Consider the following 23,951-nt stretch of genomic DNA (forward strand, 5'->3'; position numbering starts at 1 on the left):
CCTGCCGACGCCTACTTCGGCAGGGCTCCGGCAATCATCAAACTGCGCGAAAGGATCAAGCGACAGACCATCGAACATCGGCGCTTGCAGCACCGCAAGTTCGCCGCCTAACATCAACCCCTGACGAGGTCCGCACTCCGCTAATCTACGCCGCGAGTTGTGCCGAATGTTCTGACGACGGACAGGCAAAAAAGGCGGTTTTCCACCGGTCTCAAGAATGGTGCCGCTTACAGGACTCGAACCTGTGACCCCCGCATTACGAATGCGATGCTCTACCAACTGAGCTAAAGCGGCACATGGGGCGCACAGCGCCTCGTGGGAAGCGCGCGCTTACCAGCGGGTGGCGGCGCTGGCAAGCGCCGCTTGCGCTGTTTTCGCAGATTGCCGCCGCCGCCGCCCGCCGGAGACTGTTTCATTCATCCTTTACCATGAACCGTCACAATACCCCCGGGCAGCGACGCCCGTGAGGATCGACTATGGACAGGGCGCGCGGGCCGGACGACCAGCCCGAACGAGAGGAGTTCGACCGCGATGGCGTCGGACAAGGTCCGGAACCGCAGCGCGTGATCGGCGGCGACGAGCGGCGGATGCATGTTCGCGCGTACAATCACTGGATTTCGCTGCTCAAGGGCCGCACCTATCCGACCATCGACGAGCTGGATCTCGCAGCGGCCGGCGATTTCGGCCCGCACGGCGTGCTGCTCGATTTCTCCCACGACGATGCCGAGCCGCGCATCCGCTTCATCGGCCATGCCGTGCGCGAGGAGTGCGGCGTCACCTCCGGCATCCTCAGGATCGCCGACGTACCGCAAGGCTCGCTGCTGGCGCGCCTCACCGAGCAATATCCGCAGATCCTGGCAAGCCGCGCGCCGATCGGGTTCGAGGCCGAGTTCGTGTCGCAACGCGGCCACCCCACCCTCTATCGCGGCATCCTGATGCCCTTCTCGTCCGACCAGCGCCGGATCAACTTCATCTATGGCGTGATCAACTGGAAGGAAGTCGCCGACGCGCGCATCCAGGCGCAGCTGGCAGCGGAGATGGCGGACGCCCGCAGCACCGATGCGCCGCCCCCCGCCCCCGTCGCACCCGCCTGGGCAGACGGGCCGAGCGCAGGGCTGGACGCGCCAGTAGTCGACCTTCGATCCGCGAGCGACGTGTTGCGCACGGCCCCTGCGCTCGGATCGGTCGACCTGGATGCAGGGACGGAGGAGTTCGTTCTGCTGCTCGGCCGCGCGACCTTGGACGGCCGCGTCGAGATCGTCGGCGCCGTGGACGGCAGCGACGGTCTCACGCAGGAGGCGATCCGCCGCGTGCGGCGCGACTGACGCAGCGCAGCAATTCCTTCGCACCTGCGACAAGGGTTGAGCCGGTCGAAGCCGGGGCGCATATCCCTGCCATGACCGAAGAGGATAAGGTGCCGCAGGCAATTGCGGCGAGGTTGTTCGATGGTGCGCTTCCGAGCGAACTCGAAGGGCTCGGAACCGAGGAACGGGGGGCGGCGGTACGGCTGGTGGCGGATGCCGCCCGCGCCCGCCCGCCCGGGTCGGCCTCCATCGCCATCGACAGTGTCACCACCGACGGGCGCCGCCGCATGCGGCTTGCCGTGGTCAACGACGACATGCCCTTCCTGGTCGATTCGATCGCGGCCGCGATCACGGGCCACAATCTTCTCATCGAACGCATCATCCACCCCGTGCTCCCGGTCGTGCGCGACGCAGCCGGCTCCATTGTCGACATCGCCGACGGCGGCGCGCGCGAATCGATGGTCTATATCGAGATGGACCGCGTCGACGCCCGGCTGCGCCGCGAACTGAGCGACGAGATCGAACGCAACCTGGCGGACGTCCGCGCCGCAGTCACCGATTGGCAGCCGATGCAGCAGGCGATGCGCGACGATGCGGCGCAGACGCCCGATCCGGAGACCCGGGCGCTACTGGAATGGTTCCTGGACCGCAACTTCACGCTGCTGGGGCATCTGCGCTGGGCGGCGGGCGAGAGCGACCGCGACTGCCTGGGCATCGCCCGCCGGCCGATCCATAGCCATTTGCTGGCCGAAAGCTCGCGCCAGCGCGCGATCGCCTGGTTCGAAGCAGGCCACTCGCTGCTGCTGCTCAAATCGAACGCGCTCTCGACCGTCCACCGCCGCGCGCCCCTCGACCTGGTCGTGCTGCCGATCCGCGAAGGCGGCCGGGTCGTCGGCCTCTCGATCCACGCCGGGCTCTGGACCAGCGCCGCGCTGCATGCCGCCCCCGCGGACGTGCCGGTGCTGCGCCGCAACCTCGCCGCGCTCCAGGCGCAGTTCGGCTTCGACCCCACCGGCCACGCCGGCAAGTCGCTCGCCCATGCGCTGACCGCCCTGCCCCATGACCTCACCACCGCCTTCCCGCCGGAAGCGCTCGAGACGCTGGCGCTCACCGCCATGTCGATCGCGGACCGGCCGCGCTCGCGGGTGGTGCTGATCCGCAGCCCGCTCGGACGCCACCTGTTCGCGTTCGTCTGGCTGCAGCGCGACGATCTCTCGACCGGCCGGCGCAGCGCCATCGGCGACATGCTGTGCGAGGCGGCGCACGCCCGGCTGCTCAGCTGGACGATCGCCGTCGAGGGCGACGCGGCGCTGATCCGCTACATGCTCGACCTGCGCGGCGAGGGGCAGATGCCCGACGGCGCGGAGCTCGACCGGCGCGTCGAACGGATGGTCCGCGGCTGGAGCCCGGCGATCGAGGCGGCGCTGGGCGAGATCGCGCCCTCAGGCGCCGCCGCCCGGCTGGCGCTGCGCTATGCCACCGCCTTCCCTGTCAACTACCGCAACGTCAACACGGCCGAGGAAGCGGCGCACGACGTGCTGCGCCTGGGCAGCCTCAGCGACACCGGCAGCCGCTCGGTGCGCATCCTGACGGCGCCCGACGGAACGCTGCGGATCAAGCTCTACCGCCAGGGCGGCGCGCTTTCGCTGTCGGATGCGGTGCCGGTGTTCGAGAACTTCGGCTTCCGCGTGGTGGAGGAAATTCCCACCCGCCTGAGCGACGAGGCGCAGTCCTTCATCCACGACTTCGCGGTTGAGCTGCCAGGCGCCACCGGTGCGCCGCAGTTCGACGTGCGGGTGGCGGAAGAAGCGATCGCCGCCGTGCTGGAGAACCGCGCCGAGAACGACGGCTTCAACCGGCTGATCGTGGAGGCCGGGCTCGCCCCCGCCTCTGTCGTGCTGTTCCGCGCCTGGTTCCGCTATCTGCGCCAGGCGGGGCTCACCTATCCGCTCGGCACCGTCGTCGACGCGCTCCGGCGCGCGCCGAAGGTGGCGCGTGCGCTGGTCGAGCGCTTCGCGGCGATCCACGATCCGGCGAATGCGGACGCGGCGAGGGCCGAGGAAGCGGACGCCGCGATCGAGCGCGGGCTCGACGCCGTCTCGGCGATTGACGACGACCGTATCCTGCGCGCGATGCGGGCGCTGATCGGCGCGACGCTGCGCACCAACGCCTTTGCCCCGGCTGCGGCCGAAGCGCTGGCGTTCAAGCTCGACAGCGCCAAGGTGCCGGGCCTGCCCAAGCCGCTGCCCTGGCGGGAGATCTTCGTCTATTCGCCGCGGGTGGAGGGCATCCACCTGCGCGCGGGTCCGGTCGCGCGCGGTGGTCTGCGCTGGTCCGACCGGCGCGACGACTTCCGGACCGAGATCCTGGGCCTGATGAAGGCGCAGCGGGTCAAGAATGCGGTGATCGTACCGACCGGTGCCAAGGGCGGCTTCTACCCCAAGCAGCTCCCTTCGCCCTCGGATCGCGACGCCTGGCTGGCGGAGGGGACGGAGAGCTACCGCATCTTCATCCGCACGCTGCTGTCGATCACCGACAACCTCGTCGAGAACCGCGTCGTCCATCCGGAGGGCGTGACGATCCTCGATGGCGAGGACCCCTATTTCGTCGTCGCCGCGGACAAGGGCACCGCCACCTTCTCCGACGTCGCCAACGCGCTCGCGATGGAGCGCGGCTTCTGGCTGGGCGACGCCTTCGCCAGCGGCGGCAGCCACGGCTATGACCACAAGGCGATGGGCATCACCGCCCGGGGCGGCTGGGTGTCGGTCCAGCGCCACTTCCTGGAGATGGGCGTCGACGTGCAGGCCGATCCGGTCACCGTCGTCGGCTGCGGCGACATGTCGGGCGACGTGTTCGGCAACGGCATGCTCCTGTCCAAGTCGATCAAGCTGCAGGCCGCGTTCGACCACCGCCACATCTTCCTCGATCCGAACCCGGATGCCGCCAAGAGCTGGGAGGAGCGCCAGCGGCTGTTCAACCTCCCCCGCTCCAGCTGGGACGATTACGACAAGGCGCTGATCTCGGAAGGCGGCGGCGTCTTCCCGCGCACGGCCAAGACGATCCCGCTGTCCGAACCGGTGCGCCGCATGTTGGGCATCGAGGACACCGAGCTCGACCCGACCGCGCTGATCTCCGCGATCCTGCGCGCGCCCGCCGACCTGCTGTGGTTCGGCGGCATCGGCACCTATGTGAAGGCAGGGCACGAGGCGCATTCGGACGTCGGCGATCCCGCCAACGACCGCATCCGCGTCAATGCGGAGGCGCTGCGCGTAAAGGTGGTCGGCGAAGGCGCGAACCTGGGCGTCACGCAAGCCGCGCGCATCGCCTTTGCGGCCAAGGGCGGCCGCATCAACACCGACTTCATCGACAATTCGGCGGGCGTCGACTGCTCGGACAACGAGGTCAACATCAAGATCGCGCTGAACCGTGAGATGACGGAAGGGCGGCTCGGGTTCGAGGATCGCAACGCGCTGCTGGCCGAGATGACGGACGACGTCGCCCGGCTGGTGCTGGAGGACAATCGCCTCCAGACGCTCGCCCTCTCCTTCATGGAGGGCGATGGCGCGGTCGCGGTGCCGAGCTATGTCCGCGTGATCGAGATGCTCGAAAGCGCCGGCCGGCTCGACCGCGCGGTGGAGGGGCTCGCCCCCAACGACGAGCTGCTGCGCCGCGCGCAGGAGGGCCAGGGCTTCACCCGGCCGGAACTGGCGGTGCTGCTCGCCTCGGCCAAGCTCGCGCTCCAGGACGCGATCGAGGCGAACCAGCTCGGCCACACGCCCGAGCTGCTGCCGGACCTGCAGGCCGCGTTCCCGCGCGCCATGCAGGCACGCTTCGGCGATGCGATCGAACAGCACCGCCTGCGTGGGGAGATCGTCGCCACCAAGCTCGCCAACCGCATCGTCAACCGGCTGGGCGTGCTCCATCCGACCGAACTGGTCGAGGAGGAAGGCGCTGCCGTCGGCGATCTGGCCGCGATGTTCGTCGTCGCCGAGCGGTTGTTCGACCTGCCCACCCTCTGGGCGCAGATCGAGCAGGCGGACATCAGCGAGGACGCACGCCTTGCGCTGATCGGCCATGCCGCCGCCGCCACCCGCGTGCAGATCGCCGACCTGCTGCGCGCCTGCCGCCCGGGCACGCGCCCGGCCGAGGCCATCGCGCGGCTGAAGCCGGCGATCGACCGCCTGGACGCGCAGGCGGATTCGCTGCTGCTGAGCGAGGCCCGCGCCCAGAGCGAGCGGATGCGCGAGCGCCTCGCCGCGGCCGGCGCTCCCGACGCGCTCAGCGCCCGGGTCGTGCGCCTGTTCGACCTGGACGGCGCCATCGGCCTGGCCGACCTGGGTGCCGAACGCGGGGTGGACGAAGTCGTGCTCGCCCATGCGTTCACGCACCTGGGCGAGGCGCTGGGGCTCGACTGGGCGCAGGCTGCCACGGCGCGCATCACCAGCGGCGATCCGTGGGAGCGGCTGCTGATCGCGGGCCTCTCGCGCGACTTCCAGCAGCTGCGGCTCGACTTCCTCGCCCGGATCGACGGTACCGATCCGCAGGCGGCGGTCGATGCCTGGATGGCGGAGAACCAGCCCCGCGTCGCGCAGTTCACTGCGCTCGTGGCCCGTGCCCGGCTGGCGCCCACCCCGACGCTGGCGATCCTCGCCCAGATCGCCGGGCAGGCGCGCGTGCTGCTGGGACGTTGATCCAAGGCTGCGGCGGCCCTTCGGGGTCGCCGCGGTGCTTGCGCCTTAGGTGCTCTTCACTTCCTTGTTGCAATTGAGAATTGTTCGCGTATTCGAAGGGCACGTCCTTTCGAACAGCGATCCGCATGCCTCCAGCAGCCGCAGCCCCCTCTCCGTCCGTGCCCCGCAAGAAGAGCCGCAAGGCCTTCTGGCTGCGTCAGTTGCACACCTGGCACTGGATGAGCTCGGCGCTCAGCCTGATCGGCCTGCTCCTGTTCGCGATCACGGGCTTCACGCTCAACCACGCCGCCGATATCGAGGGGACGCCCACCGTCGCCTCCGGCCAGGCGACGCTGCCGGCCGACCTGCTGCCGCTCGTCCGCCCCGATGATCGCCCCGACGGCAAGCGGCCGCTTCCCGCCCCGGTCGCCGCCTGGATCGCCCAGACGCTGCCGCTGACCCCGCATGGCGAGGCGGAATGGTCCGCCGGCGAGGTGTACCTCGGCCTCCCCCGCCCCGGCGGCGACGGCTGGGTCGCGATCGACCGGGAGACCGGTGCCGTCACCAGCGAGCGCACCGATCGCGGCTGGATCGCCTACCTCAACGATCTCCACAAAGGCCGCAACGCCGGCACCGCCTGGAGCTGGTTCATCGACATCTTCGTCGGCGCCTGCGTCATCTTCTCCGTGACTGGCCTGTTCCTGCTCCAGCTCCACTCGGCCAAGCGCCGCAGCACCTGGCCGCTGGTCGGCCTCGGGCTGGTGATCCCGGCCTTGATCGCCGTCTTCCTGATCCACTGAGACTTCTGGGAGCCTTGCCCATGCACGTCCGCCACCATCTCGTGCTCACCGGCCTGCCTCTGGTCGCCGCCGCCGCGGGCATCGCCGCGCCCGTCCAGGCGCAGACGCTCGAGCTGTCGATCACCATCCCGCGCCTGTCGGTCGCCGAATATCACAAGCCCTATGTGGCCGTGTGGCTGGAGAAGGAGGGCGGCGGCGCCCGCACCCTGGCGGTCTGGTACGACCACGACATGAAGAATGGCGAGGGCACCAAGTGGCTGCGCGACGTGCGCCAGTGGTGGCGCGCCTCCGGCCGCAGCATGTCCTTCCCCGCCGATGGCGTGACCGGTGCCACCCGCGCGCCCGGCACCCACAAGTTGAGCTTCACCGCGGGTAAGGGCCCGCTCGGCCAGCTCGGCCCGGGCAAATACACGCTGGTGGTCGAGGCCGCGCGCGAAGTCGGCGGCCGCGAGCTGCTGCGCCTGCCGTTTGCCTGGCCGCCGGCCGGCGGCGGCACCGCCCGCGCCGCGGGGACCAGCGAATTGGGCGCGGTGACGCTCACCGTCCGCCGCTGACACTTTTGGGAGGAACCGGAATCATGTTTCGCAATCGCCTGCTTGCCGCCGCGACGGCGGTCGCCGTGCTGCTTCCCGCCGCTGCGGGCGCACACCGCCAGTGGATGCTGCCGTCGACCACCATCGTGTCGGGTGACGACGCCTGGGTGACGGTCGACGCCGCCGTCTCGAACGACCTCTTCTATTTCGAGCATTTCCCGATGCGCACGCCGCCTGCCGTCACGCAGCCGGACGGCAGCGCGGGCAAGATCGAGAACTGGAACACCAGCCGCTACCGCAGCACCTTCGACGTCCACCTGACGCAGAAGGGCACGTACAAGATCGCCGCCGTCTCGGACGGGGTGATGGGCAGCTACAAGCTCAACGGCCAGGAACAGCGGCTGCCGCGCGGCCTCACCGCCGACAAGCTCGCCGCCGCCATCCCCGCGGGCGCGACCGACGTGCGCACCACTGCCAGCACCAGCCGCAACGAAATCTTCGTGACCTCGGGCGCGCCCACCACCACCGTGTTCAAGACCACCGGCAAGGGCCTCGAGCTGGTGCCGGTAACGCACCCCAACGATCTCGTCTCGGGCGAGGCGGCGACCTTCCAGTTCCTGCTCGAAGGCAAGCCCGCCGCCGGTCTGCCGGTCACGGTGATCCCGGGCGGCATCCGCTACCGCGACGCGCTCAAGCAGATGGACCTCAAGACCGGCGCCGATGGCAAGGTCAGCATCACCTGGCCAGAGCCGGGCATGTACTGGCTGAACGTCTCCACCGGCGGCGGCCGCGGCGAAGCAGGCGCCGCGCAAGGGGCGGCTCCCAAGGCTGCACCGCCCGCCCGTCGCGCCGCCTATATCGCGACGCTCGAGGTGCTGGCGCCCTGACGCGCCCGCGCGTTGCCATCCCGTCCGTCCCGGGTCCGGCCGCCTTCGCGCGCCGCGACCCGGCGGCCGGAATCACGACCGTCGCCGGCGAGACGATGGGCACGAGCTGGTCGGCCAAGATCGTCGGCGGCGACCCGCAGGCGGCACGCGCGATCGCCGGCCGGGTGCTCGGGCAGGTCATCGCCGACATGAGCCACTGGGAGCCGGGCTCCGCCCTCTCCCGGCTCAACCGCGCACCGATCGGCAGCTGGCAACGCCTGCCCCCGGCGCTCGCCACCGTCCTCGCCGGCGCCTGGCGCGTGGCAGGGGCAAGCGGCGGCGCCTTCGACCCCACGATCGGTGCCTTGGCGGACCTATGGGGGTTCGGCCCCTCCGGCCCGCGCACGTCCCCTCCCCCAGCCGAGGCGGTCGAGACAGTCCATGCGGCTGCCGGCCTCGACGCGTTCGAGCTCGATCCGCTGCTGCTGCGCGCCAGCCGCTTGCGCGACGCGCGTCTCGACCTCTCCGGCATCGCCAAGGGCTATGCCGTGGACGCGCTCGCCGGTGCACTGGAGGCAGCCGGGCACCGCGACCTGCTGGTGGAGATCGGCGGCGAGTTCGTCGGCCGCGGCCTGCGCCCGGACGGCCAGCCCTGGTGGGTGGAGGTGGAGCCGCTGCCGGAAAGCAGCCTCCAGCCGCTGCGCATTGCGGCGCACGATGTCGCCATCGCCACCTCCGGCGACTATCGCCGCAGCTTCACCGCCGACGGCCGCCGCTACGCCCATACGCTCGATCCGCGCACCGGCCACCCGATCGTGCACGGCACCGCCTCGGTGACGGTGCTCGCCGCCGATTGCATGCACGCGGACGCCTGGGCTACGGTGCTGACCGTCCTGCCGCCCGAGGAAGCGCGCAGCTGGGCAACCGAGCAATCTCTCGCCGCCCGCATCGCGCTGCGCACCGATCACGGCCTGGAGGAATGGCTCTCGCCCGCACTTCAGGCGATGCTCGGCTAAGCCCCGTTCGTCAGCGCCGCTGCGCACGCATCGCCCAGCCGACCGCGACCACCGGCACCGCCAGCGCGATCCACGACAGCACGTCGCGCACGCCGTCGCCGGTCAGCGCGCTCACCAGCCCCACCACCGACAGGAGCGCGATCAGCGTCGGCAGCGCGAAGGTCGAGCGGATCATTCCGCCGGCACCCACTCGCCGCCGCTCTCCACCTCGCGCACCCGCGCCGGCAGCGGCGCCCGGCGCTTGCCGAGCCACAGGTACAGCCCCGATCCCAGGATCACGATCGTGAACAGGTCGAGCACCGCCCACAGTATCTTGAGCGGCAGCGCGCCATAGTCGCCGAAGTGCAGCGGCTGCGACAGCAACAGCGCCTGCCCGTACCAGGGCAGCGGCCGCACGTCCGTTAGCCGGCCGGTCTCCGCATCGATCAGCGCTGGCGTCAGCAGCCGCTCGGTCAGCGGCGTGTCGCCCTGCAGGAACACGGCATAATGATGCTTGCTGCTGAAGCCCCCGCCGGGAAAGGCGATGAACTGCGGGTTGTTGCCCGGCCGCGCCCGCCGCGCCTCCGCCATCGCACGGTCGAGCGAGCCATAGCGCGACACCGGCAGCGCCGGCCTTCCGGCATAGGCCCGCGTCATTTCCGCCAGCTCGTTCGCCTGCCACATCTGCATGATCGGCGTCGCCAGCGCGTTGACGACGCCCGTCAGCCCCACCACCAGCATCCAGGCAAGCGCCACGATGCCGAGCAGATTATGGGTGTCCAGCCACTTCAGCCGCCGGCTGCGCGAGGTGCGCAGCGTCCCGAAGTCGAGCTTGCGCATGAACGGCGCATAGAGAACCACGCCCGACACGATCGAGGCGACGAACACGACGCCCATCGCCCCCAGGAACAGCATCCCCGGCAGCCCCAGGAACATGTCGGTGTGCAGCTGGAGCAGGAAGTGCATGACGCCCTCTTCCGACGCGATTTCCGCAAGCTCCCCGGTCGCCCGGTTGTAGATCTGCATCGTCATCTCGGCCGCGGGCGCATCGGGGCGCGGGCCGGTGGTGATGGTCATCTGCGGACGCTCGTTGTCGAACGCCATGAACAGCGGCACCTCGCCCGGACGCGCCGCCAGTGCCTTCGCAAGCATGGTGTCGAGCGGCAGCAGCCCCGGCCCCTCGCCCGATGAACCCTGCCCCGTCATGCCGGCGGCCACGTCGCCGCCGCTCAGCCGGTCGATCTCGTCATGGAAGATCAGCGGCAGGCCGGTCACGCACAGCATCAGCAGGAACGCCGTGCAGACGATGCTGGCCCATTTGTGCACCAGGTACCAGGCGCGGACGGTCGCCCGCGTCACGGTCGCAGCTCCGGATGGTCTCTCGCCGGCATCGCGCGGGCATAGGGCAGGCAGAAGTTGCGAACAAGTCGCAACTGGTACTCAGACCTCCGCCCAGCGCCGCAGCAAATTGTGGTACACGCCGGTCAGCTCGATCACCGAGCGATCGGCATGGCCCAGTTCGCCGGCGAGCCGCTGCACCGACTGGTCGAGCTCGAACAGGATCCGGCGCTCGCCATCGTCGCGCACCATCGACTGCATCCAGAAGAAGGACGCGACCCGCCTCCCCCGCGTCACCGGCTCCACGCGGTGCAGGCTGGAGGCGGGATAGAGGATCATGTGCCCGGCCGGCAGCTTGACGCTCTGCACGCCGAACTGCCCCTCGATCACCAGCTCGCCGCCGTCGTACGCAGCCGGGTCTTCCAGGAACAGCGTCGCGGAAAGATCGCTGCGGATGCGGAAGTCGGTGCCGCGCTGGATGCGCACGGCGTTGTCCACATGCGCGCCAAAGGTCTGGCCTACGCCATAGCGGTTGAACAGCGGCGGAAACACCTTGGCCGGCAGCGCCGCCGCCACGAACAACGGCGTGCGGCCCAGCGCGTCCAGGATCATGCCGCCCGCTTCCTTCGCCGCCGCCGACGCTTCCGGCAGCTGCTCGTTGCGCTTGGCGAGCGCCGACTGGTGGCCGGAGGTGACGTTGCCGTCCACCCATTCGGCGGCGTCGATGATCGCCCGCAGCCGCCGGACGGCAGCGGCATCGAGCACCTCGGGAATGGCGATCAGCATGGCGGCGGCTTTCTCTTGCGGCTTGGGCCGCGGCACCCCGTGGAGCACCGCGGCCGGGTCTTGCTTACATGCGGTAGCTGAGCGTCAGCACCGCAGAGCGTGCTTCGCCCGGCGTCGCCCAGCCCACGCCGGTCGAGGCGTTGTTGCGCACGCGGGTGTAATATTCCGTGTCGCCCACGTTCTTGACGTTCAGCTGCGCGGAGAAGTTCGGCGTGAAGTCGTACGCCAGATAGGCGTTGTGCACGAGATAGTCGTCGACCTTGTACAGCATGGTGGCGGCGTCCGGCGTGCTGTTGCTGAGGTAGAAGCTGCCCTGGTAGGTCAGCCCATAGCCCAGCTGCAGCCCGAACGGCAGGCGATAGGTGGTGAACAGGCTGCCGGAATGCTCGGGCGTGTTGGTGAGCGGATTGCCCCGCTGCGGATCGATCGTGCCGGGCGGCGAGTTGCGGGCGATGCTGCGCAGCACTTCGCTGTCGAGATAGGTGTAGTTGGCGGTGATCGTCCACGCGGGCGTGATCCGGCCTACGGCGCCCAGCGCGATCCCGTCGACCCGCGACTTGCCGTCGAGCTGCTGCTCGGGGATCGTCGGATCACCCGTGGCCACCTTGTACTGGTCGCGCTCGTTGCGGAAGAGGGCCGCGGTCAGCAGCAGGCGCCCGTCCGACAGCTCCGCCTTGGCGCCGATCTCGTAGTTCTTGGCGCTCTCCGGCTTCACGTTGCAGGTGGCTTCGGTGCACGAACCGTTGACCGAGGTCTTCGACGGCGTCTCCGAGTTGCCGTAGGCGGCGTAAAGGCTGACCGCCTCGACCGGCTTGTAGACCGCGCCGATGCGGTACGAGAACAGGTTGTCCTTGTTGTCGAGGCGCGGGCCCGGCGTGACCGTGCCCAGCGGCACCGCACCGGTGCTCGTCGCCTGCACGACGTCGCTGCGGTTCCAGCCCTTGTTGTGCTCGTAGCGGACGCCGCCGTTGATCTCGAAGTGATCCGAGAACTTGATCGCGTCGAAGAAGTAAGCGGCGTAGTTCTCCAGCACGCCGGTCTGGCGCGCGCTGGGGATGAAGTTCACCGGCCCTTCGTAGACGTTGTTGCCATAGGTGAAGCCGGCGGGTCCGCTCACCACGTCGTTGGGATTGCCGATCGACATCAGCGGCAGGCTGGTGAACGGGGTGGATCCGTCCGGATTGCGCAGCGAATTGCCGCTCGACAGGAAGAACTTCTCCCAGCTTGCCGCCGCACCCAGGGTGATGGTGTGCTCGATGCCCCCGGTGTCCACCACCGCGCGCAGGTCGGTCTGGTTGAACGCCAGCTGGTTGCGGGTGTCGCGCGTGTTCCCGCGCGGGCCGGACGGCAGGTAGAAGCCCGCCGGCGCCACAACTTGGCCCTGGGTATTCGTACAGGGCGCCCCCACGGCGGTCAGGTTATCTGCCAGGCAGAACGTTCCCTGCGGCGGATCGACGAGCGTCAGCTGGCGCACGTCCTGCCAGCGGGTCAGGTTGCGGATGCTCAGCCGGTCGCTGAACTCGTGCTCGAACGTCGCGGTGAACTGGTCGACGTTGCTTTCCTGCGTGTCGATGTTGCGGAAGCCGTAATAGCTGCTGCGGTCGACGCCCGGCAGCGGCCCGTCGTTCGTCGCGTTGATGTAGTACGGAACGGCGTACTGCGGGATGTTCTCGTCCTCCTGGTGGAGGTACTGGAAGGTCAGCCGCGTCGGCCCCTCGATCCCGATCGTCACCGACGGCGCCAGGCCCCAGCGGCGGTAGTTCTCCACGTCGCGGCCGGGCACGTCGTTCTTGTGCGCCATCGCGTTCAGCCGCACCGCGACCAGGTCGCTGACCCGGGCGTTGGTGTCCACGGTGCCGCGATAATAGTCGTCGGTGCCGATGCCGCCGGTCACCACCGTGCGGTCGATCGCCAGCGGGCGCTTGGTCACCAGGTTGATCGATCCGCCGACCGAACCCGATCCGGCATAGACCGAGTTCGCGCCGTTCACGACCTCCAGCTGTTCCAGGTTGAACGAGTCCGTGCGGGTATATTGCGCGCTGTCGCGCACGCCGTCCTGGGTGATGTCGCTGTTGGCCGAATAGCCGCGCAGGTTGATCGCGTCGCCAAAGCCGGCGCCGCCCTCACCCGCGCCAAAGGTGATGCCCGGCACCGTCGTCAGCACGTCGCGCAGCGTCAGCAGATTCTGCTGCTCGATGGTCTCGTTGGTGATCACCGTCACGGTCTGCGGCATGTCGCGGACCTTGCGGGTGTTCTTCGGGCTCTCCTGGCGCGGCGAATAGACTTCGCCGGTCACCACCACCTCGTCGGTGCGCAGGATCTGGTCGTCCGGCTCGGTCGTGCCATGTTTCGCGACGGGATCTGCGGGAGCGGCGGCAGCCGGGCTGGAGGCGATGAAGCCGACGCAGGAAAGCGCCAGGAAGGTCGCGGCAGGTGTCCGGGCAGCGGTGTGCTGTTTCAAGAAATTTCCCCCCAATGCAGTTGTCGCAGCACTGCTATTGCGAGGAGTTTGCAGAGTCAACGCTATTGCGAGTGACTATCAGCTTTGTATCAAGATGTCGCTGAGCAGCCAGGAGCGCAGCGCACTGGCGAGGTTGGGCGGATCGTCGGACTGGATGCGGGCGGCGTCGATGGCCGCGATCAGGGCGTTGAGCGGCAGGGCACGCGCCGCGGCCGCCCGTTCCAGCGTCTGCCAGAACAGCGGCTCCAGGCTGATCGAGGTCTGGTGCCCGGCGATCGTCACCGATCGCTTGACCGGCCCGGCGAAGCCGCCCGCCGGCGGCTCCACGTCCTTCACGGCGTGTCGAACAGGGCGGCGAGCTGGTCGATCATGGTGCCGGCAAGCTGCTCGGCATCCATGATCGTCACCGCCCGTGAATACCAGCGGGTGACGTCATGGCCGATGCCGATCGCCACCAGCTCGACGGGCGAGCGCCCCTCGATCCAGCCGATCACCTGCCGCAGGTGCTTCTCCAGATAGCTGCCCGAGTTCACCGACAGCGTGGAGTCATCCACCGGCGCACCGTCGGAGATGACCATCAGCACCTTGCGGTCCTCCGGCCGGGCGATCAGCCGCCCGTGCGCCCACAGCAGCGCCTCGCCGTCGATGTTCTCCTTGAGCAGCCCCTCACGCATCATCAGGCCCAGCGCCTTTTTCGCGCGACGCCACGGCTCGTCGGCCTGCTTGTAGACGATGTGGCGGATGTCGTTCAGGCGCCCGGGCTGCGGCGGGCGCCCTGCCGCCAGCCACGCCTCGCGCGACTGGCCGCCCTTCCAGGCGCGCGTCGTGAAGCCCAGCACCTCGACCTTGACGCCCACCCGCTCCAGCGTGCGCGCCAGGATATCGGCGCTGATCGCCGCGATCGAGATCGGCCGCCCGCGCATCGACCCCGAATTGTCGATCAGCAGCGTCACCACCGTGTCGCGGAACTCGGCCTCGCGCTCGATCTTGTACGACAGCGATTGGCCGGGGTTGATGACGACGCGCGCCAGCCGCGCCGCGTCGAGCATCCCCTCCTCCTGGTCGAAGTCCCAGCTGCGCGACTGCTGCGCCATCAGCCGTCGCTGCAGCCGGTTGGCGAGCTTGGTCACCACGCCCTGCAGCTGGATCAGCTGCTGGTCCAGATAGGCGCGCAGCCGGTCGAGCTCGTCGGAGTCGCACAGCTCGGTCGCGGCCACCACTTCGTCGAACGCGGTCGTGAACGCCTTGTAGTCGAACTGCGCGGGCTGGTCGGACCAGTTGCGGTTCGGGCGCACCGGCATCATGCCCTCGCCCTCGTCGCCGGGCTCGCCCTCGCCGTCCTCGGCCGCGTCGTCGTACCGTTCCTCGCCCTCGCCGCCCGCGTCCTGGTCGCGCCGGTCCTCCCCGCGCGCCTCTACCTCGCCCTCACCGCCGGGCTGCTCCTCGGCCTCACCGTCGTCGCCCTCGTCCTGCGACTGGTCCTCGGTGCTCTCGTCTTCCTCGCCGCCCTCGTCGCTGTCCTCGGGCTCCACCTCGCCCTGCACCAGCTCCAGGCCCTCGAGCATGCGCGTGGTCGCACGCGCGAACGCCGCCTGGTCGCCCACCGTCGCCGCCAGCGCGTCGAGCGCCTCGCCGGCCCGCTCCTCGATCCAGTCGTGCACCAGCGCCATGCCCGGCGCCACCGACGCCGGCGGCAGCTTGCCCGTCAGCCGCTCGCGCACCATCAGGCCCACCGCGGTCGACAGCGGCACCTCGGCGCGGGTGCGCGCCCGCGCGAGCGGGTCGGAGCGCAGCCGCATCGCCAGCGCCTGATCGAGGTTGTCGGCAATGCCGGCATAGCCCTCGGAGCCCAGCGCCTCGACGCGCGCGGTCTCCGCCGCATCGAACACCGCGCGCGCGACCGCATCGGCAGGGGCATTGCGGGCATGCAGCGCATGGTCGTGCAGCCGCATGCGGAGCGCGAAGCCGTCGGCAAAGCCGCGCGCCTCCGCCACCTGCTCGGGCGGCAGCGCGCGTGCGGGCATCGGCACCTTGATGTGCCGACCAGATGCCGCGGGCGCATCGGCGGTGAAGCCAAGCTCCACCTCCGCATCGCCCGAAAGCGCGCGCGCAGTGCCCCGCAGTGCGTCGCGGAACTGGTCGAGAAGCGTGTCCGTCGCCATTACCAAAGCGTCTCGCATCCGAACGCCGCAAACTGCGGGTCCTTTGTGATCACAATCAGGCCTTCCGTCAGGCCCTGCGCCGCGATCAGCCGGTCGAACGGATCGCGATGCTCGCTCTCCATCAACCCGGCCGTGCGGCAATGGTCGTGCCGCAGTGGCAGGTGCGTCATGCCGTCCGCCGCCACGGCGTCCTCAAACTGCCGAAGCGGCTCGGCCATTGCCGCCAGGCGACTCTGACGTACCTTCAGCGCGATCTCGAATGCGGAGATCGGGCTCACGAACACGCGCGCCGCCCGGCTTGCGATCGCGTCCTCAGCCGCTGCCGAGAGCTTCGGATCCTGAAGCCACCACCAGATCAGCGCATGCGTGTCGAGCAGATAGGCCAAGCGTCAAAGATCCGCCAACGTGCCCGCAAAGCGGTCCAGCTCGGCATCGCTGTATTCGGGCTCGAACCAGATGTCGCTGGGTACGTCCTTGCGCAGGTGTGCGAACCGGCCGGGCCGGCGCGGCTCCTGCTTGGGAGGCGCCACAGGCACCAGCTTGGCGTAGGGCACGCCTGCCTTGGCGAGCACGATCTCCTCGCCCGCATGCGCACGGTCGATCAGCCGGGAGAAGTGAGTCTTCGCCTCGTGGACATTGTAGATCTTGTGCGGGTCGGCCTCGGCCATCGCGCGCCTCCACGTGGGTGGACCAATGAGTTAGTCCACCCCCACCCCGGGTTCAACCCTTCTTCGCCACGCTTTCCGGCAGGTCCTTGCCGAACACGCGCTGGTAATATTCCGCCACCAGCCCGCGCTCCGCCTCGTCGCACTTGTTGAGGAACGACAGGCGGAAGGCGAAGCCCACGTCCTTGAAGATCAGCGCGTTCTGCGCCCAGGTGATGACGGTGCGCGGGCTCATCACGGTCGAGATGTCGCCATTGATGAAGCCGCGGCGCGTGAGCTCTGCCACGCGCACCATCTTCTGCACCGTCTCCTTGCCGCCGGCCTGGTCGTATTCGCCCGACTTGGCGAGCACGATGTTCGCCTCGGTCTCGGCCGGCAGGTAGTTGAGCGTCACCACGATGTTCCAGCGGTCCATCTGGCCCTGGTTGATCTGCTGGGTGCCGTGATACAGCCCGCTGGTGTCGCCCAGGCCCACCGTGTTGGCGGTCGCGAACAGGCGGAAATACGGGTTCGGGCGGATCACGCGGTTCTGGTCGAGCAGCGTCAGCTTGCCCTCCGTCTCCAGCACGCGCTGGATCACGAACATCACGTCCGGGCGGCCCGCGTCATATTCGTCGAACACCAGTGCCGTGGGGGTCTGCAGCGCCCAGGGGAGCAGGCCCTCGCGGAATTCGGTGACCTGCTGCCCGTCCTTCAGCACGATCGCGTCGCGGCCGATCAGGTCGATGCGGCTGATGTGCGCGTCCAGGTTGATGCGGATCGACGGCCAGTTGAGCCGCGCCGCCACCTGCTCGATGTGGGTCGACTTCCCGGTACCGTGATAGCCCTGCACCATCACGCGGCGGTTGTAGGCAAAGCCCGCCAGGATCGCGAGCGTGGTGTCCGGATCGAACACATAGGCGGGATCGGCGTCCGGCACGCGCTCGTCGGCGATGCTGAAGGCCGGCACCTTCATGTCGGTGTCGATGCCGAACACCTCGCGCACCTCCACGGTGCGGTCCGGTGCGTCGAGGACGGTGGTCTGGCTGCGGTCGAGCTGGAGGTCGGAGGTGCTGGTCATGAAAGCCTTTCGTGCCCTTCGCCGGGGGCTTGGCCCCGCTTTAGGACGAACGTGGGGCCTTACTCAACGGCCACCTTGTCCGGCAGGGCGAAGAGAGTGACGAACCGCTCCGCGACCGCACGGTTCCCTTCGACGCGCAGCATTCCCGCCGTCTCGGCGGCTGCCAGCGGCATGCCGCCGTAGATCACCGGCAGGAAGGCAGAGGACGTGCCCGAAAGCACCGCCTCCGTGCCATCCATCGATCCGCGCGCCACCTTCAGCTCGCCCTGCTCCAGCCGCGCCTCGAACGTCTCCTCGCCGGTGCGGATGCCGACTGCGGCCCGCCAGTCGCCCGCCCGGTCGGGCACCAGCAGCATGCGCAGCGACAGCAGCAGCGACACGGGCGAGAACGGCAGGCTGGGGTCGTGCGCCGGGGAGCGCAGCGCCCAGCGCGCGAGCGCCAGGATCACCGGCTCGCTCTCCCGTCCCCAGGCGGTCAACTCATAGACCTGCACGTTCGCGGGGGACGGTAGCCGGTAGCGCCGCACGATCCCCGATCGCTCCAGCGAGGCGAGCCGCTGGGTTAGCACGTTGGCGCTCAGTCCCGGCAACCCACTGCGCAATTCCCCGAACCGCCGCGGCCCTAGCAGCAGTTCGCGCATGATGAGCAGCGCCCAGCGCTCGCCGACGAACTCCATGCCCAGCGCCGCTCCGCAGGCATCATCGTACCACCGCTTCTCCGAGGTAGTTATTTTTTGTGACTCCATGGTTGTCAAAGATAAGTGGCAGCGGCATGCTGGTCAAACAACGAGTCGCGAGAGGATGCCATGCCCCGCATGATCTTCGTGAACCTGCCGGTCGCCGACGTGGCCAAGGCCACCGCCTTCTACGAAGCGATCGGCTTCGAGAAGAACCCGACCTTCTCCAACGAACAGGCGTCGGCCATGGTCTGGTCGGACAGCATCTACGTCATGCTGCTCGACCATGCCTTCTACCGGACCTTCACGAACAAGGAGATCATCGAGGCGCGGACGCACAGCGGCGCCCTGCTCGCACTCTCCTTCGACAGCCGGGCGGAGGTGGACGCGATCACCGAGGCCGCGATCGCCGCCGGAGGCAAGGAGATGCACGAGCCCGAGGATCTCGGCTTCATGTACAGCCGCGCCTTCGACGATCTCGACGGCCATGGCTGGGGCCCGTTCACCATGGACATGGCGGCCGCGACCCAGGCCCAGCCCGCGGAGGCATGACATGTCCTTCCAGGCCTATCTCGACACGATCGAGCGCAACACCGGCAAGACGCCTGCGGACTTCCGCGCGCTTGCGGCGACCCGCGGCCTCACCAGCGGCGGCGGCATCGCGCCGAGGGTGAAGGCGACCGAGGTCACCGACTGGCTGAAGGCCGACTTTGGCCTGGGACACGGCCACGCGATGGCGATCTACGCCCTGCTGAAGGGCATGAAGAAGGAGGGAGACGCATGACCCCGCCCGTGATCACCGCCTATGACTGGGTCCCCGATTTCGCGCGCGGCCTGGTGCGCGACCTGCCGGTGCGCTGGGCGCTGGAGGAGACCGGGCGGCCCTACACCGTCCGGCACCTGCCGCAGGGAAGCCAGAAGGGGTCGACCCACCGCGCGCTCCAGCCGTTCGGACAGGTGCCGACCTATGAGGACGGCGATCTGGTGCTGTTCGAATCCGGCGCGATCGTGCTGCACATCGCTGAGAGCGGCAGCGGCCTGCTTCCCGCCGGCCCCGCGGCGCGCACCCGCGCGATCCAGTGGATGTTCGCCGCGCTCAACAGCGTCGAGCTGCCGATCGCCGACTTCGGCATGGCGTCGCTGTTCGAGCGCGACATGCCCTGGGCGAAGGACCGGCTGCCGGTGGTGCACGCCCGCGTGCAGGACCGGCTCGGCGACCTCGCCGCGCGGCTGGGGGAGGCGGAATGGCTCGACGGCGACTTCTCTGCCGGCGACCTGATGATGGTCTGCACGCTTCGCCAGTTGCGCGGCAGTGGCTTGGTCGAGGCGCATCCGGCGCTCGCCGCCTATGTCGCCCGCGGCGAGGCCCGGCCCGCGTTCGGGCGCGCGCTCGATGCGCAGCGAATGGGCTTCACCGGGCATCCGCCGCAATCTGCGGCGATGCTCGCGATGCAAGGAGAGGACGCATGACCTTCATCCAGGGCTTCGTCGCCGCGGTGCCCACCGCCAATCGCGACGCCTATCGTGACCATGCGACCCAGGCGCTGCCGCTGTTCAAGGAGTTCGGCGCCCGCCGCATGGTCGAGGCCTGGGGCGACGACGTGCCCGACGGCACGGTCACCGACTTCCGGGGCGCGGTGCAGGCAAAGGACGACGAGACCGTCGTGTTCAGCTGGATCGAATATGCCGATCAGGCCGCCTATGATGCCGCGCTACAGGCGATGATGGCCGACCCGCGCATGGAGGACATGGCCGAAATGCCGTTCGACGGCAGCCGCATGATCTTCGCCGGCTTCGACCCGGTGGTCGACCAGGGCCCCGGCGGCGCCACCGGCTATGTCGACGGCTTCCTGATCCCCGTGGCACCCGACCAGAAGGACGCCTTCTTCGACCTGGCGCGGCGGGCGGCGCCGGTCTTCCTCGAACATGGCGCCACTCGCGTGGTGGAGGCCTGGGGCGACGACCTGCCCGACGGCAAGATCACCGACTTCAACCGCGCGACCAAGGTCACGGACGGCGAAAAGGTGGTGTTCGCCTGGATCGAATGGCCGTCAAAGGAGGTGCGCGACGCCGGCCAGGCCAAGGTGATGGCCGATCCCCGCATGCAGGACCCCGGCACCGTGCCGTTCGACGGCAAGCGCATGATCTTCGGCGGCTTCCTGCCCATCCTCGACCAATAGGAGCATCCCCATGCGCAATCCGCACGGCTTTCCGATCTGGTACGAACTGCTCACCCCCGATCCCGACGCTGCGCGCGGCTTCTACGAAGCGGTGATCGGCTGGACCGTGGGCGCGCCCATGTCTTCGGCGCTGGACTATCGCCTGATCGACACCGGCCAGGGGCAGGTCGGCGGCATGATGCGCCTGGCGCCCGAGATGGAAGCCGGCGGCGCCCGTCCGGGCTGGCTGTTCTACGTCGGGGTGGACGACGTCGATGCGACCGTCGCCAGGATCCAGGCGCTCGGCGGCAGCGTGCACGTCCCGCCGCAGACGATGGAGGGCGTCGGCCGCTTCTCGCTGGTGGCCGACCCGCAGGGCATCCCCTTCTACGTGATGCGCGGCGAAATGGACGAGGCGAGCCACGCCTGGCAGGCGAACGGCCCGGGCAAATGCGGCTGGAACGAACTGACCACATCCGACCAGGCCGGCGCCCTCGCCTTCTATGCCGAGGTGTTCGGCTGGTCCTATCCGGATCGCATGCCGATGGGCGACATGGGCGACTATGTCTTCGTCGAGGCGGGCGGCGAGACGATCGGCGCGATCATGCAGCGCCCGGCGGATGCCCCGCCGCCCGCCTGGCAATTCTACTTCCGCGCGGCCGACATCGACGCCGCCGCTGCCGCAGTGGTGGCGTCCGGCGGCACCGTCGACATGGGGCCGATGGACGTGCCCGGCGACGAGCGCATCATCGTCGCCAGCGATCCCCATGGGGCCCTGTTCGGCGTCGTCGCCGGTTCCAGGGCCGCGGCATGAGCACCCAGGCCAGGGTCGTCGCCTGCCTCTGGTACGACGGTTGCGCGGAGGAGGCCGCGCGCTTCTACGTCGACAGCTTCGACGACAGCCGCATCACCGACATCCACCGTGCCACCACCGACTGGCCGGCGGGCAAGGCGGGCGACGTGCTGACGGTCGGCTTCACCATCGCCGGCAGCGCCTTTCTCGCGCTCAACGGCGGGCCGGGCGTCGCCTTTACCGACGCGATCTCCTTCCAGCTGATGACCGAGGATCAGGCCCAGACCGATCGCTATTGGGACGCCATCACCCAGGGTGGCGGCACGGAGATCGCCTGCAGCTGGTGCCGCGACCGCTGGGGCGTTCGCTGGCAGATCGTCCCGCGTGCCCTGATGGACGGGCTGGCCGATCCCGATCCGGCCGCCGCCGCCCGCGTGATGCAGGCGATGATGGGCATGGTGAAGATCGACATCGCCGCGATCGAGGCGGCACGACGCGGAGGCGCCGTATGAATCACGAGCTCGCCATCGAACGCATCCTCGCCGCGCCCGTCACCGCCATCTGGCAGGCCTGGCGCGAGCATCTGGCGGAATGGTGGTGTCCACTTCCCTGGCGCACCGAGCTCCACGCGCTGGAACTCCACGCCGGCGGCCGTTTCGCGACGACGATGATCAGCCCGGACGGCGAGCGTCACGACGACGACGGCCTGATCCTGGAAGCCATCCCTCAGCAGCGCGTCGTGTTCACCAACGCGTTCGCCCCCGGCTGGCGCCCTCAGGCGGGCGTGCCCTTCCCCTTCGTCGGGCTGTTCGAGTTCACGCCCGAAGGCACGGGCACCCGCTACCGCGCGGCCGCCCGCCACTGGACGGCAGACGACTGCGAGACGCACCGCGGGATGGGTTTCGAGGACGGCTGGCTTGCCGTCGCGGCGCAGCTGGAGGCAGTCGCCCGCCGGGTGGCCGGGTTACCGGCAAAGGCATGATCGATGCCGTCAGGCGAACGCCGCCGACCCCTTGAGCTGCTGATAGGCGGCGATGACCTTTTGCAGCGCCCCTTCATGGCTTCGATCGCCGCCGTTGCGGTCGGGATGATACTGCCGCACCAGCTCGCTGTAGCGTTTGCGCAGCGCCGTGCGGTCGGCATCGACCTCCAGCCCCATGACCTTCAGCGCCGATCGGTCGCCCGGAGTCAGCGGCCGCCCATCTTTGCGCTCGGCACGGACATTCGCCTTGAACTTCGCGCCGATCGCATCGAGCGGATCGGCAAAGTCCGCCCAGCGCGGCCCCCGGTCGCCGCCCGCGCTCGCAAAGGCACGCGTCTCCCGCTCCCAGCCGGCATAGGGCCGCTGGGCGTCGTGGATCTCCTCGACGGTCATGCCCGCGAAATAGTTATAGCCGGCGTTGAACTGACGGACATGGTCCAGGCAGAACCAGCGATAGCCCGCCGGTCGGTCGCTACCCTGCGGCGCGCCCTCCAGCGGCGGCGCGCGAAACTCGCCCGCCTCGACGCACCCCGGTGCCTCACAGGCCCGCCCACTCTCCACTCGACCATGGAACCGCGTGTTCGGCCGGTCCTTCCCGATCTTCTCGCGTGCCACGCGACTCCCTCATGCAAACCCACTATATAGGCGCGATGCAGACCACCGCTACCGGCCCCATCGCCTCCGAAATCACCGCTCGCCTGACCGAGGCGCTCGACCCCACGCATCTGGAGGTCATCAACGACAGCGGCCGCCACGCCGGCCACAGCGGCGACAACGGCACCGGCGAATCCCACTTCACCGTCGTCGTCGAAAGCGGGGCCTTTGCGGGCCGCTCGCGCGTTGAGCGCCAGCGGCTGGTGAACCAGGCCCTGTCCGACCTGCTCATAGACCGAGTCCACGCGCTGGCAATCCGGGCCCGCGCTCCAGGAGAGTAGCGCCGATGTCGTACAATCTTTGGTACTGGCCTGAGATCCAGGGTCGCGGCGAGTTCGTGCGCCTGGCACTGGAAGCGGCCGGTATCGAATATTGTGACTGCGCCCGCGAACGCGGCACTCAGGCGCTGGTCGACGACATGGCCCGCTACACCCAGCGCCCGCCCTTCGCTCCGCCCTATCTCGAGCTCCAGGGCTTCGTGATCGCGCAGACCGCCAACATCCTGCTCTATCTGGGCGAGCACCACGACCTGGCACCCTCGCGCCTTTCCGACCGGCTGTGGCTCCACCAGCTCCAGCTCACCATCGCGGACATGGTGGCGGAGGTGCACAACATCCACCATCCCATCGCCATGGGCGAATATTACGAGGACCAGAAGGCGGAGGCGCTGCGCGCCGCCGAGCAGTTCCGGGCCGAGCGCATCCCGAAGTTCCTGGCGCATTTCGACGGCGCGGCACAGGCGAACCCAGGCGAATGGCTGATCGACCATCGCTGGACCTATGCCGACACCTCGCTGTTCCAGTTGGTCGAGGGGCTGCGCTACATGTTCCCGCGGCGCATGGCGGCGATCGAGCACGCCTACCCCGCGCTGCTCAGGATCCACGGCCTCGTCCGCTCCCTGCCGGGCGTCGCCGCCTATCTTGCGAGCGATCGACGCCTGTCGTTCAACGAGGACGGCATCTTCCGCCACTATCCCGAACTCGATGGCGCGTGATCCCGGCCGGGCCCGGCCGAGTTGCGCCGGTCGCACACCCCAAGTAAAGCCG

26 protein-coding genes, 1 tRNA gene and 1 pseudogene are annotated in these 23,951 nt (G+C 69.2%); 16 read left to right on the forward strand and 12 right to left on the reverse strand.

The window, feature by feature from the left end; all coding sequences use genetic code 11:
- Positions 1-111, forward strand: a pseudogene (locus tag MHZ35_RS08305) (PEP/pyruvate-binding domain-containing protein); the annotation flags it as partial.
- A gap of 107 nt (positions 112-218) precedes the next feature.
- Here MHZ35_RS08305 and MHZ35_RS08310 read toward each other — a convergent pair.
- Positions 219-294 (reverse strand) — tRNA-Thr (locus MHZ35_RS08310).
- Positions 295-476: 182 nt separating this feature from the next.
- On the opposite strand from MHZ35_RS08310, the gene MHZ35_RS08315 reads away from it, so the two are divergent.
- The 6 genes from MHZ35_RS08315 to MHZ35_RS08340 all read left to right on the forward strand — a co-directional run bounded on the left by MHZ35_RS08315 (position 477) and on the right by MHZ35_RS08340 (position 9,189).
- Positions 477-1,325: a hypothetical protein gene (locus MHZ35_RS08315; protein WP_239435179.1), complete on the forward strand. Its 849-nt coding sequence runs from the start codon at positions 477-479 to the stop codon at positions 1,323-1,325.
- Between the two features lie 71 nt (positions 1,326-1,396).
- Positions 1,397-5,995, forward strand: coding sequence for an NAD-glutamate dehydrogenase (locus MHZ35_RS08320; RefSeq protein ID WP_239435180.1), 4,599 nt, complete (start codon positions 1,397-1,399; stop codon positions 5,993-5,995).
- Between the two features lie 125 nt (positions 5,996-6,120).
- On the forward strand, positions 6,121-6,774 hold the full coding sequence (locus MHZ35_RS08325) for a PepSY-associated TM helix domain-containing protein (RefSeq protein ID WP_239435181.1): 654 nt from the start codon (positions 6,121-6,123) through the stop codon (positions 6,772-6,774).
- A 20-nt stretch (positions 6,775-6,794) separates the two neighbouring features.
- The gene (locus MHZ35_RS08330) at positions 6,795-7,328 is read left to right on the forward strand and encodes a DUF2271 domain-containing protein (RefSeq protein WP_239435182.1); all 534 of its coding nucleotides are present in this window, start codon (positions 6,795-6,797) and stop codon (positions 7,326-7,328) included.
- A gap of 23 nt (positions 7,329-7,351) precedes the next feature.
- Positions 7,352-8,194: a DUF4198 domain-containing protein gene (locus MHZ35_RS08335; RefSeq protein ID WP_239435183.1), complete on the forward strand. Its 843-nt coding sequence runs from the start codon at positions 7,352-7,354 to the stop codon at positions 8,192-8,194.
- Between the two features lie 95 nt (positions 8,195-8,289).
- Positions 8,290-9,189 carry an FAD:protein FMN transferase gene (locus tag MHZ35_RS08340; RefSeq protein WP_239435184.1) on the forward strand — a complete coding sequence of 300 codons (900 nt, stop codon included), beginning with the start codon at positions 8,290-8,292 and terminating at the stop codon, positions 9,187-9,189.
- 10 nt (positions 9,190-9,199) lie between these two features.
- Here the strand turns inward: MHZ35_RS08340 and MHZ35_RS08345 are convergent, their stop codons facing one another.
- The 10 genes from MHZ35_RS08345 to MHZ35_RS08390 all read right to left on the reverse strand — a co-directional run bounded on the left by MHZ35_RS08345 (position 9,200) and on the right by MHZ35_RS08390 (position 18,386).
- Positions 9,200-9,364 carry a hypothetical protein gene (locus tag MHZ35_RS08345; RefSeq protein ID WP_165890012.1) on the reverse strand — a complete coding sequence of 55 codons (165 nt, stop codon included), beginning with the start codon at positions 9,362-9,364 and terminating at the stop codon, positions 9,200-9,202.
- Positions 9,361-10,527 (reverse strand): PepSY-associated TM helix domain-containing protein, encoded by a 1,167-nt coding sequence (locus MHZ35_RS08350; RefSeq protein WP_239435185.1) that lies wholly within the window; start codon positions 10,525-10,527, stop codon positions 9,361-9,363. The genes MHZ35_RS08345 and MHZ35_RS08350 overlap by 4 nt, the downstream gene beginning before the upstream one ends.
- 81 nt (positions 10,528-10,608) lie before the next feature.
- On the reverse strand, positions 10,609-11,292 hold the full coding sequence (locus tag MHZ35_RS08355) for a Fe2+-dependent dioxygenase (RefSeq protein ID WP_239435186.1): 684 nt from the start codon (positions 11,290-11,292) through the stop codon (positions 10,609-10,611).
- Positions 11,293-11,356: 64 nt separating this feature from the next.
- Positions 11,357-13,753 carry a TonB-dependent receptor gene (locus MHZ35_RS08360; RefSeq protein ID WP_239435187.1) on the reverse strand — a complete coding sequence of 799 codons (2,397 nt, stop codon included), beginning with the start codon at positions 13,751-13,753 and terminating at the stop codon, positions 11,357-11,359.
- A 78-nt stretch (positions 13,754-13,831) separates the two neighbouring features.
- Positions 13,832-14,089 carry a ribbon-helix-helix domain-containing protein gene (locus MHZ35_RS08365; RefSeq protein WP_132883141.1) on the reverse strand — a complete coding sequence of 86 codons (258 nt, stop codon included), beginning with the start codon at positions 14,087-14,089 and terminating at the stop codon, positions 13,832-13,834.
- Complete coding sequence (gene cobT, locus MHZ35_RS08370; protein WP_239435188.1) at positions 14,086-15,915, reverse strand: cobaltochelatase subunit CobT; 1,830 nt, start codon at positions 15,913-15,915, stop codon at positions 14,086-14,088. Before cobT ends, MHZ35_RS08365 begins: the two co-directional genes overlap by 4 nt.
- Positions 15,915-16,301 (reverse strand): type II toxin-antitoxin system VapC family toxin, encoded by a 387-nt coding sequence (locus tag MHZ35_RS08375; protein ID WP_239435189.1) that lies wholly within the window; start codon positions 16,299-16,301, stop codon positions 15,915-15,917. Before MHZ35_RS08375 ends, cobT begins: the two co-directional genes overlap by 1 nt.
- A gap of 3 nt (positions 16,302-16,304) precedes the next feature.
- Positions 16,305-16,583, reverse strand: a complete 279-nt coding sequence (locus tag MHZ35_RS08380) for a type II toxin-antitoxin system Phd/YefM family antitoxin (RefSeq protein WP_132883139.1) — start codon at positions 16,581-16,583, stop codon at positions 16,305-16,307.
- Between the two features lie 52 nt (positions 16,584-16,635).
- Positions 16,636-17,640: a cobaltochelatase subunit CobS gene (gene cobS, locus MHZ35_RS08385; protein ID WP_239435190.1), complete on the reverse strand. Its 1,005-nt coding sequence runs from the start codon at positions 17,638-17,640 to the stop codon at positions 16,636-16,638.
- A gap of 59 nt (positions 17,641-17,699) precedes the next feature.
- Positions 17,700-18,386, reverse strand: a complete 687-nt coding sequence (locus MHZ35_RS08390; protein ID WP_239435191.1) for a winged helix-turn-helix transcriptional regulator — start codon at positions 18,384-18,386, stop codon at positions 17,700-17,702.
- Between the two features lie 60 nt (positions 18,387-18,446).
- Between MHZ35_RS08390 and MHZ35_RS08395 the strand changes: the two genes are divergently transcribed.
- Genes MHZ35_RS08395 through MHZ35_RS08430 form a run of 7 tightly spaced genes read left to right on the forward strand, consistent with a single transcriptional unit; the run spans position 18,447 to position 22,251 of the window.
- A complete protein-coding gene (locus tag MHZ35_RS08395; protein WP_239435192.1) occupies positions 18,447-18,869 on the forward strand; it encodes a VOC family protein in 423 nt (140 codons plus the stop codon).
- A 1-nt stretch (position 18,870) separates the two neighbouring features.
- A complete protein-coding gene (locus tag MHZ35_RS08400; RefSeq protein WP_239435193.1) occupies positions 18,871-19,101 on the forward strand; it encodes a DUF4287 domain-containing protein in 231 nt (76 codons plus the stop codon).
- The gene (locus MHZ35_RS08405; RefSeq protein ID WP_239435194.1) at positions 19,098-19,787 is read left to right on the forward strand and encodes a glutathione S-transferase family protein; all 690 of its coding nucleotides are present in this window, start codon (positions 19,098-19,100) and stop codon (positions 19,785-19,787) included. The genes MHZ35_RS08400 and MHZ35_RS08405 overlap by 4 nt, the downstream gene beginning before the upstream one ends.
- Positions 19,784-20,497 (forward strand): DUF1428 domain-containing protein, encoded by a 714-nt coding sequence (locus MHZ35_RS18180; protein WP_446741032.1) that lies wholly within the window; start codon positions 19,784-19,786, stop codon positions 20,495-20,497. The genes MHZ35_RS08405 and MHZ35_RS18180 overlap by 4 nt, the downstream gene beginning before the upstream one ends.
- Before the next feature lie 10 nt (positions 20,498-20,507).
- Positions 20,508-21,290 (forward strand): VOC family protein, encoded by a 783-nt coding sequence (locus MHZ35_RS08420; RefSeq protein WP_239435195.1) that lies wholly within the window; start codon positions 20,508-20,510, stop codon positions 21,288-21,290.
- Positions 21,287-21,781 carry a VOC family protein gene (locus tag MHZ35_RS08425; protein WP_239435196.1) on the forward strand — a complete coding sequence of 165 codons (495 nt, stop codon included), beginning with the start codon at positions 21,287-21,289 and terminating at the stop codon, positions 21,779-21,781. The genes MHZ35_RS08420 and MHZ35_RS08425 overlap by 4 nt, the downstream gene beginning before the upstream one ends.
- The gene (locus tag MHZ35_RS08430) at positions 21,778-22,251 is read left to right on the forward strand and encodes an SRPBCC domain-containing protein (protein WP_239435197.1); all 474 of its coding nucleotides are present in this window, start codon (positions 21,778-21,780) and stop codon (positions 22,249-22,251) included. The genes MHZ35_RS08425 and MHZ35_RS08430 overlap by 4 nt, the downstream gene beginning before the upstream one ends.
- Positions 22,252-22,260: 9 nt before the next feature.
- Here MHZ35_RS08430 and MHZ35_RS08435 read toward each other — a convergent pair whose 3' ends face one another.
- A complete protein-coding gene (locus tag MHZ35_RS08435; RefSeq protein WP_132883130.1) occupies positions 22,261-22,866 on the reverse strand; it encodes a DnaJ domain-containing protein in 606 nt (201 codons plus the stop codon).
- 35 nt (positions 22,867-22,901) lie between these two features.
- On the opposite strand from MHZ35_RS08435, the gene MHZ35_RS08440 reads away from it, so the two are divergent.
- Both MHZ35_RS08440 and MHZ35_RS08445 read left to right on the forward strand, forming a co-directional pair.
- Complete coding sequence (locus tag MHZ35_RS08440) at positions 22,902-23,186, forward strand: BolA family protein (RefSeq protein WP_239435198.1); 285 nt, start codon at positions 22,902-22,904, stop codon at positions 23,184-23,186.
- 5 nt (positions 23,187-23,191) lie between these two features.
- Positions 23,192-23,899: a glutathione S-transferase gene (locus tag MHZ35_RS08445; protein ID WP_239435199.1), complete on the forward strand. Its 708-nt coding sequence runs from the start codon at positions 23,192-23,194 to the stop codon at positions 23,897-23,899.
- The last annotated feature ends 52 nt before the right edge of the window (positions 23,900-23,951 follow it).

The sequence above is a fragment of the Sphingomonas sp. ACRSK genome (assembly GCF_022346685.1).
GTDB lineage: Bacteria > Pseudomonadota > Alphaproteobacteria > Sphingomonadales > Sphingomonadaceae > Sphingomonas > Sphingomonas molluscorum.

Coding starts and splice junctions, on each gene's coding strand:
- MHZ35_RS08315 (WP_239435179.1), top strand. CDS start 477: ATGGACAGGGCGCGCGGGCCGGACGACCAGCCCGAACGAGAGGAGTTC.
- MHZ35_RS08320 (WP_239435180.1), top strand. CDS start 1,397: ATGACCGAAGAGGATAAGGTGCCGCAGGCAATTGCGGCGAGGTTGTTC.
- MHZ35_RS08325 (WP_239435181.1), top strand. CDS start 6,121: ATGCCTCCAGCAGCCGCAGCCCCCTCTCCGTCCGTGCCCCGCAAGAAG.
- MHZ35_RS08330 (WP_239435182.1), top strand. CDS start 6,795: ATGCACGTCCGCCACCATCTCGTGCTCACCGGCCTGCCTCTGGTCGCC.
- MHZ35_RS08335 (WP_239435183.1), top strand. CDS start 7,352: ATGTTTCGCAATCGCCTGCTTGCCGCCGCGACGGCGGTCGCCGTGCTG.
- MHZ35_RS08340 (WP_239435184.1), top strand. CDS start 8,290: ATGGGCACGAGCTGGTCGGCCAAGATCGTCGGCGGCGACCCGCAGGCG.
- MHZ35_RS08345 (WP_165890012.1), bottom strand. CDS start 9,364: ATGATCCGCTCGACCTTCGCGCTGCCGACGCTGATCGCGCTCCTGTCG.
- MHZ35_RS08355 (WP_239435186.1), bottom strand. CDS start 11,292: ATGCTGATCGCCATTCCCGAGGTGCTCGATGCCGCTGCCGTCCGGCGG.
- cobT (WP_239435188.1), bottom strand. CDS start 15,915: ATGGCGACGGACACGCTTCTCGACCAGTTCCGCGACGCACTGCGGGGC.
- MHZ35_RS08380 (WP_132883139.1), bottom strand. CDS start 16,583: ATGGCCGAGGCCGACCCGCACAAGATCTACAATGTCCACGAGGCGAAG.
- cobS (WP_239435190.1), bottom strand. CDS start 17,640: ATGACCAGCACCTCCGACCTCCAGCTCGACCGCAGCCAGACCACCGTC.
- MHZ35_RS08390 (WP_239435191.1), bottom strand. CDS start 18,386: ATGGAGTCACAAAAAATAACTACCTCGGAGAAGCGGTGGTACGATGAT.
- MHZ35_RS08395 (WP_239435192.1), top strand. CDS start 18,447: ATGCCCCGCATGATCTTCGTGAACCTGCCGGTCGCCGACGTGGCCAAG.
- MHZ35_RS08400 (WP_239435193.1), top strand. CDS start 18,871: ATGTCCTTCCAGGCCTATCTCGACACGATCGAGCGCAACACCGGCAAG.
- MHZ35_RS08405 (WP_239435194.1), top strand. CDS start 19,098: ATGACCCCGCCCGTGATCACCGCCTATGACTGGGTCCCCGATTTCGCG.
- MHZ35_RS18180 (WP_446741032.1), top strand. CDS start 19,784: ATGACCTTCATCCAGGGCTTCGTCGCCGCGGTGCCCACCGCCAATCGC.
- MHZ35_RS08420 (WP_239435195.1), top strand. CDS start 20,508: ATGCGCAATCCGCACGGCTTTCCGATCTGGTACGAACTGCTCACCCCC.
- MHZ35_RS08425 (WP_239435196.1), top strand. CDS start 21,287: ATGAGCACCCAGGCCAGGGTCGTCGCCTGCCTCTGGTACGACGGTTGC.
- MHZ35_RS08430 (WP_239435197.1), top strand. CDS start 21,778: ATGAATCACGAGCTCGCCATCGAACGCATCCTCGCCGCGCCCGTCACC.
- MHZ35_RS08440 (WP_239435198.1), top strand. CDS start 22,902: ATGCAGACCACCGCTACCGGCCCCATCGCCTCCGAAATCACCGCTCGC.
- MHZ35_RS08445 (WP_239435199.1), top strand. CDS start 23,192: ATGTCGTACAATCTTTGGTACTGGCCTGAGATCCAGGGTCGCGGCGAG.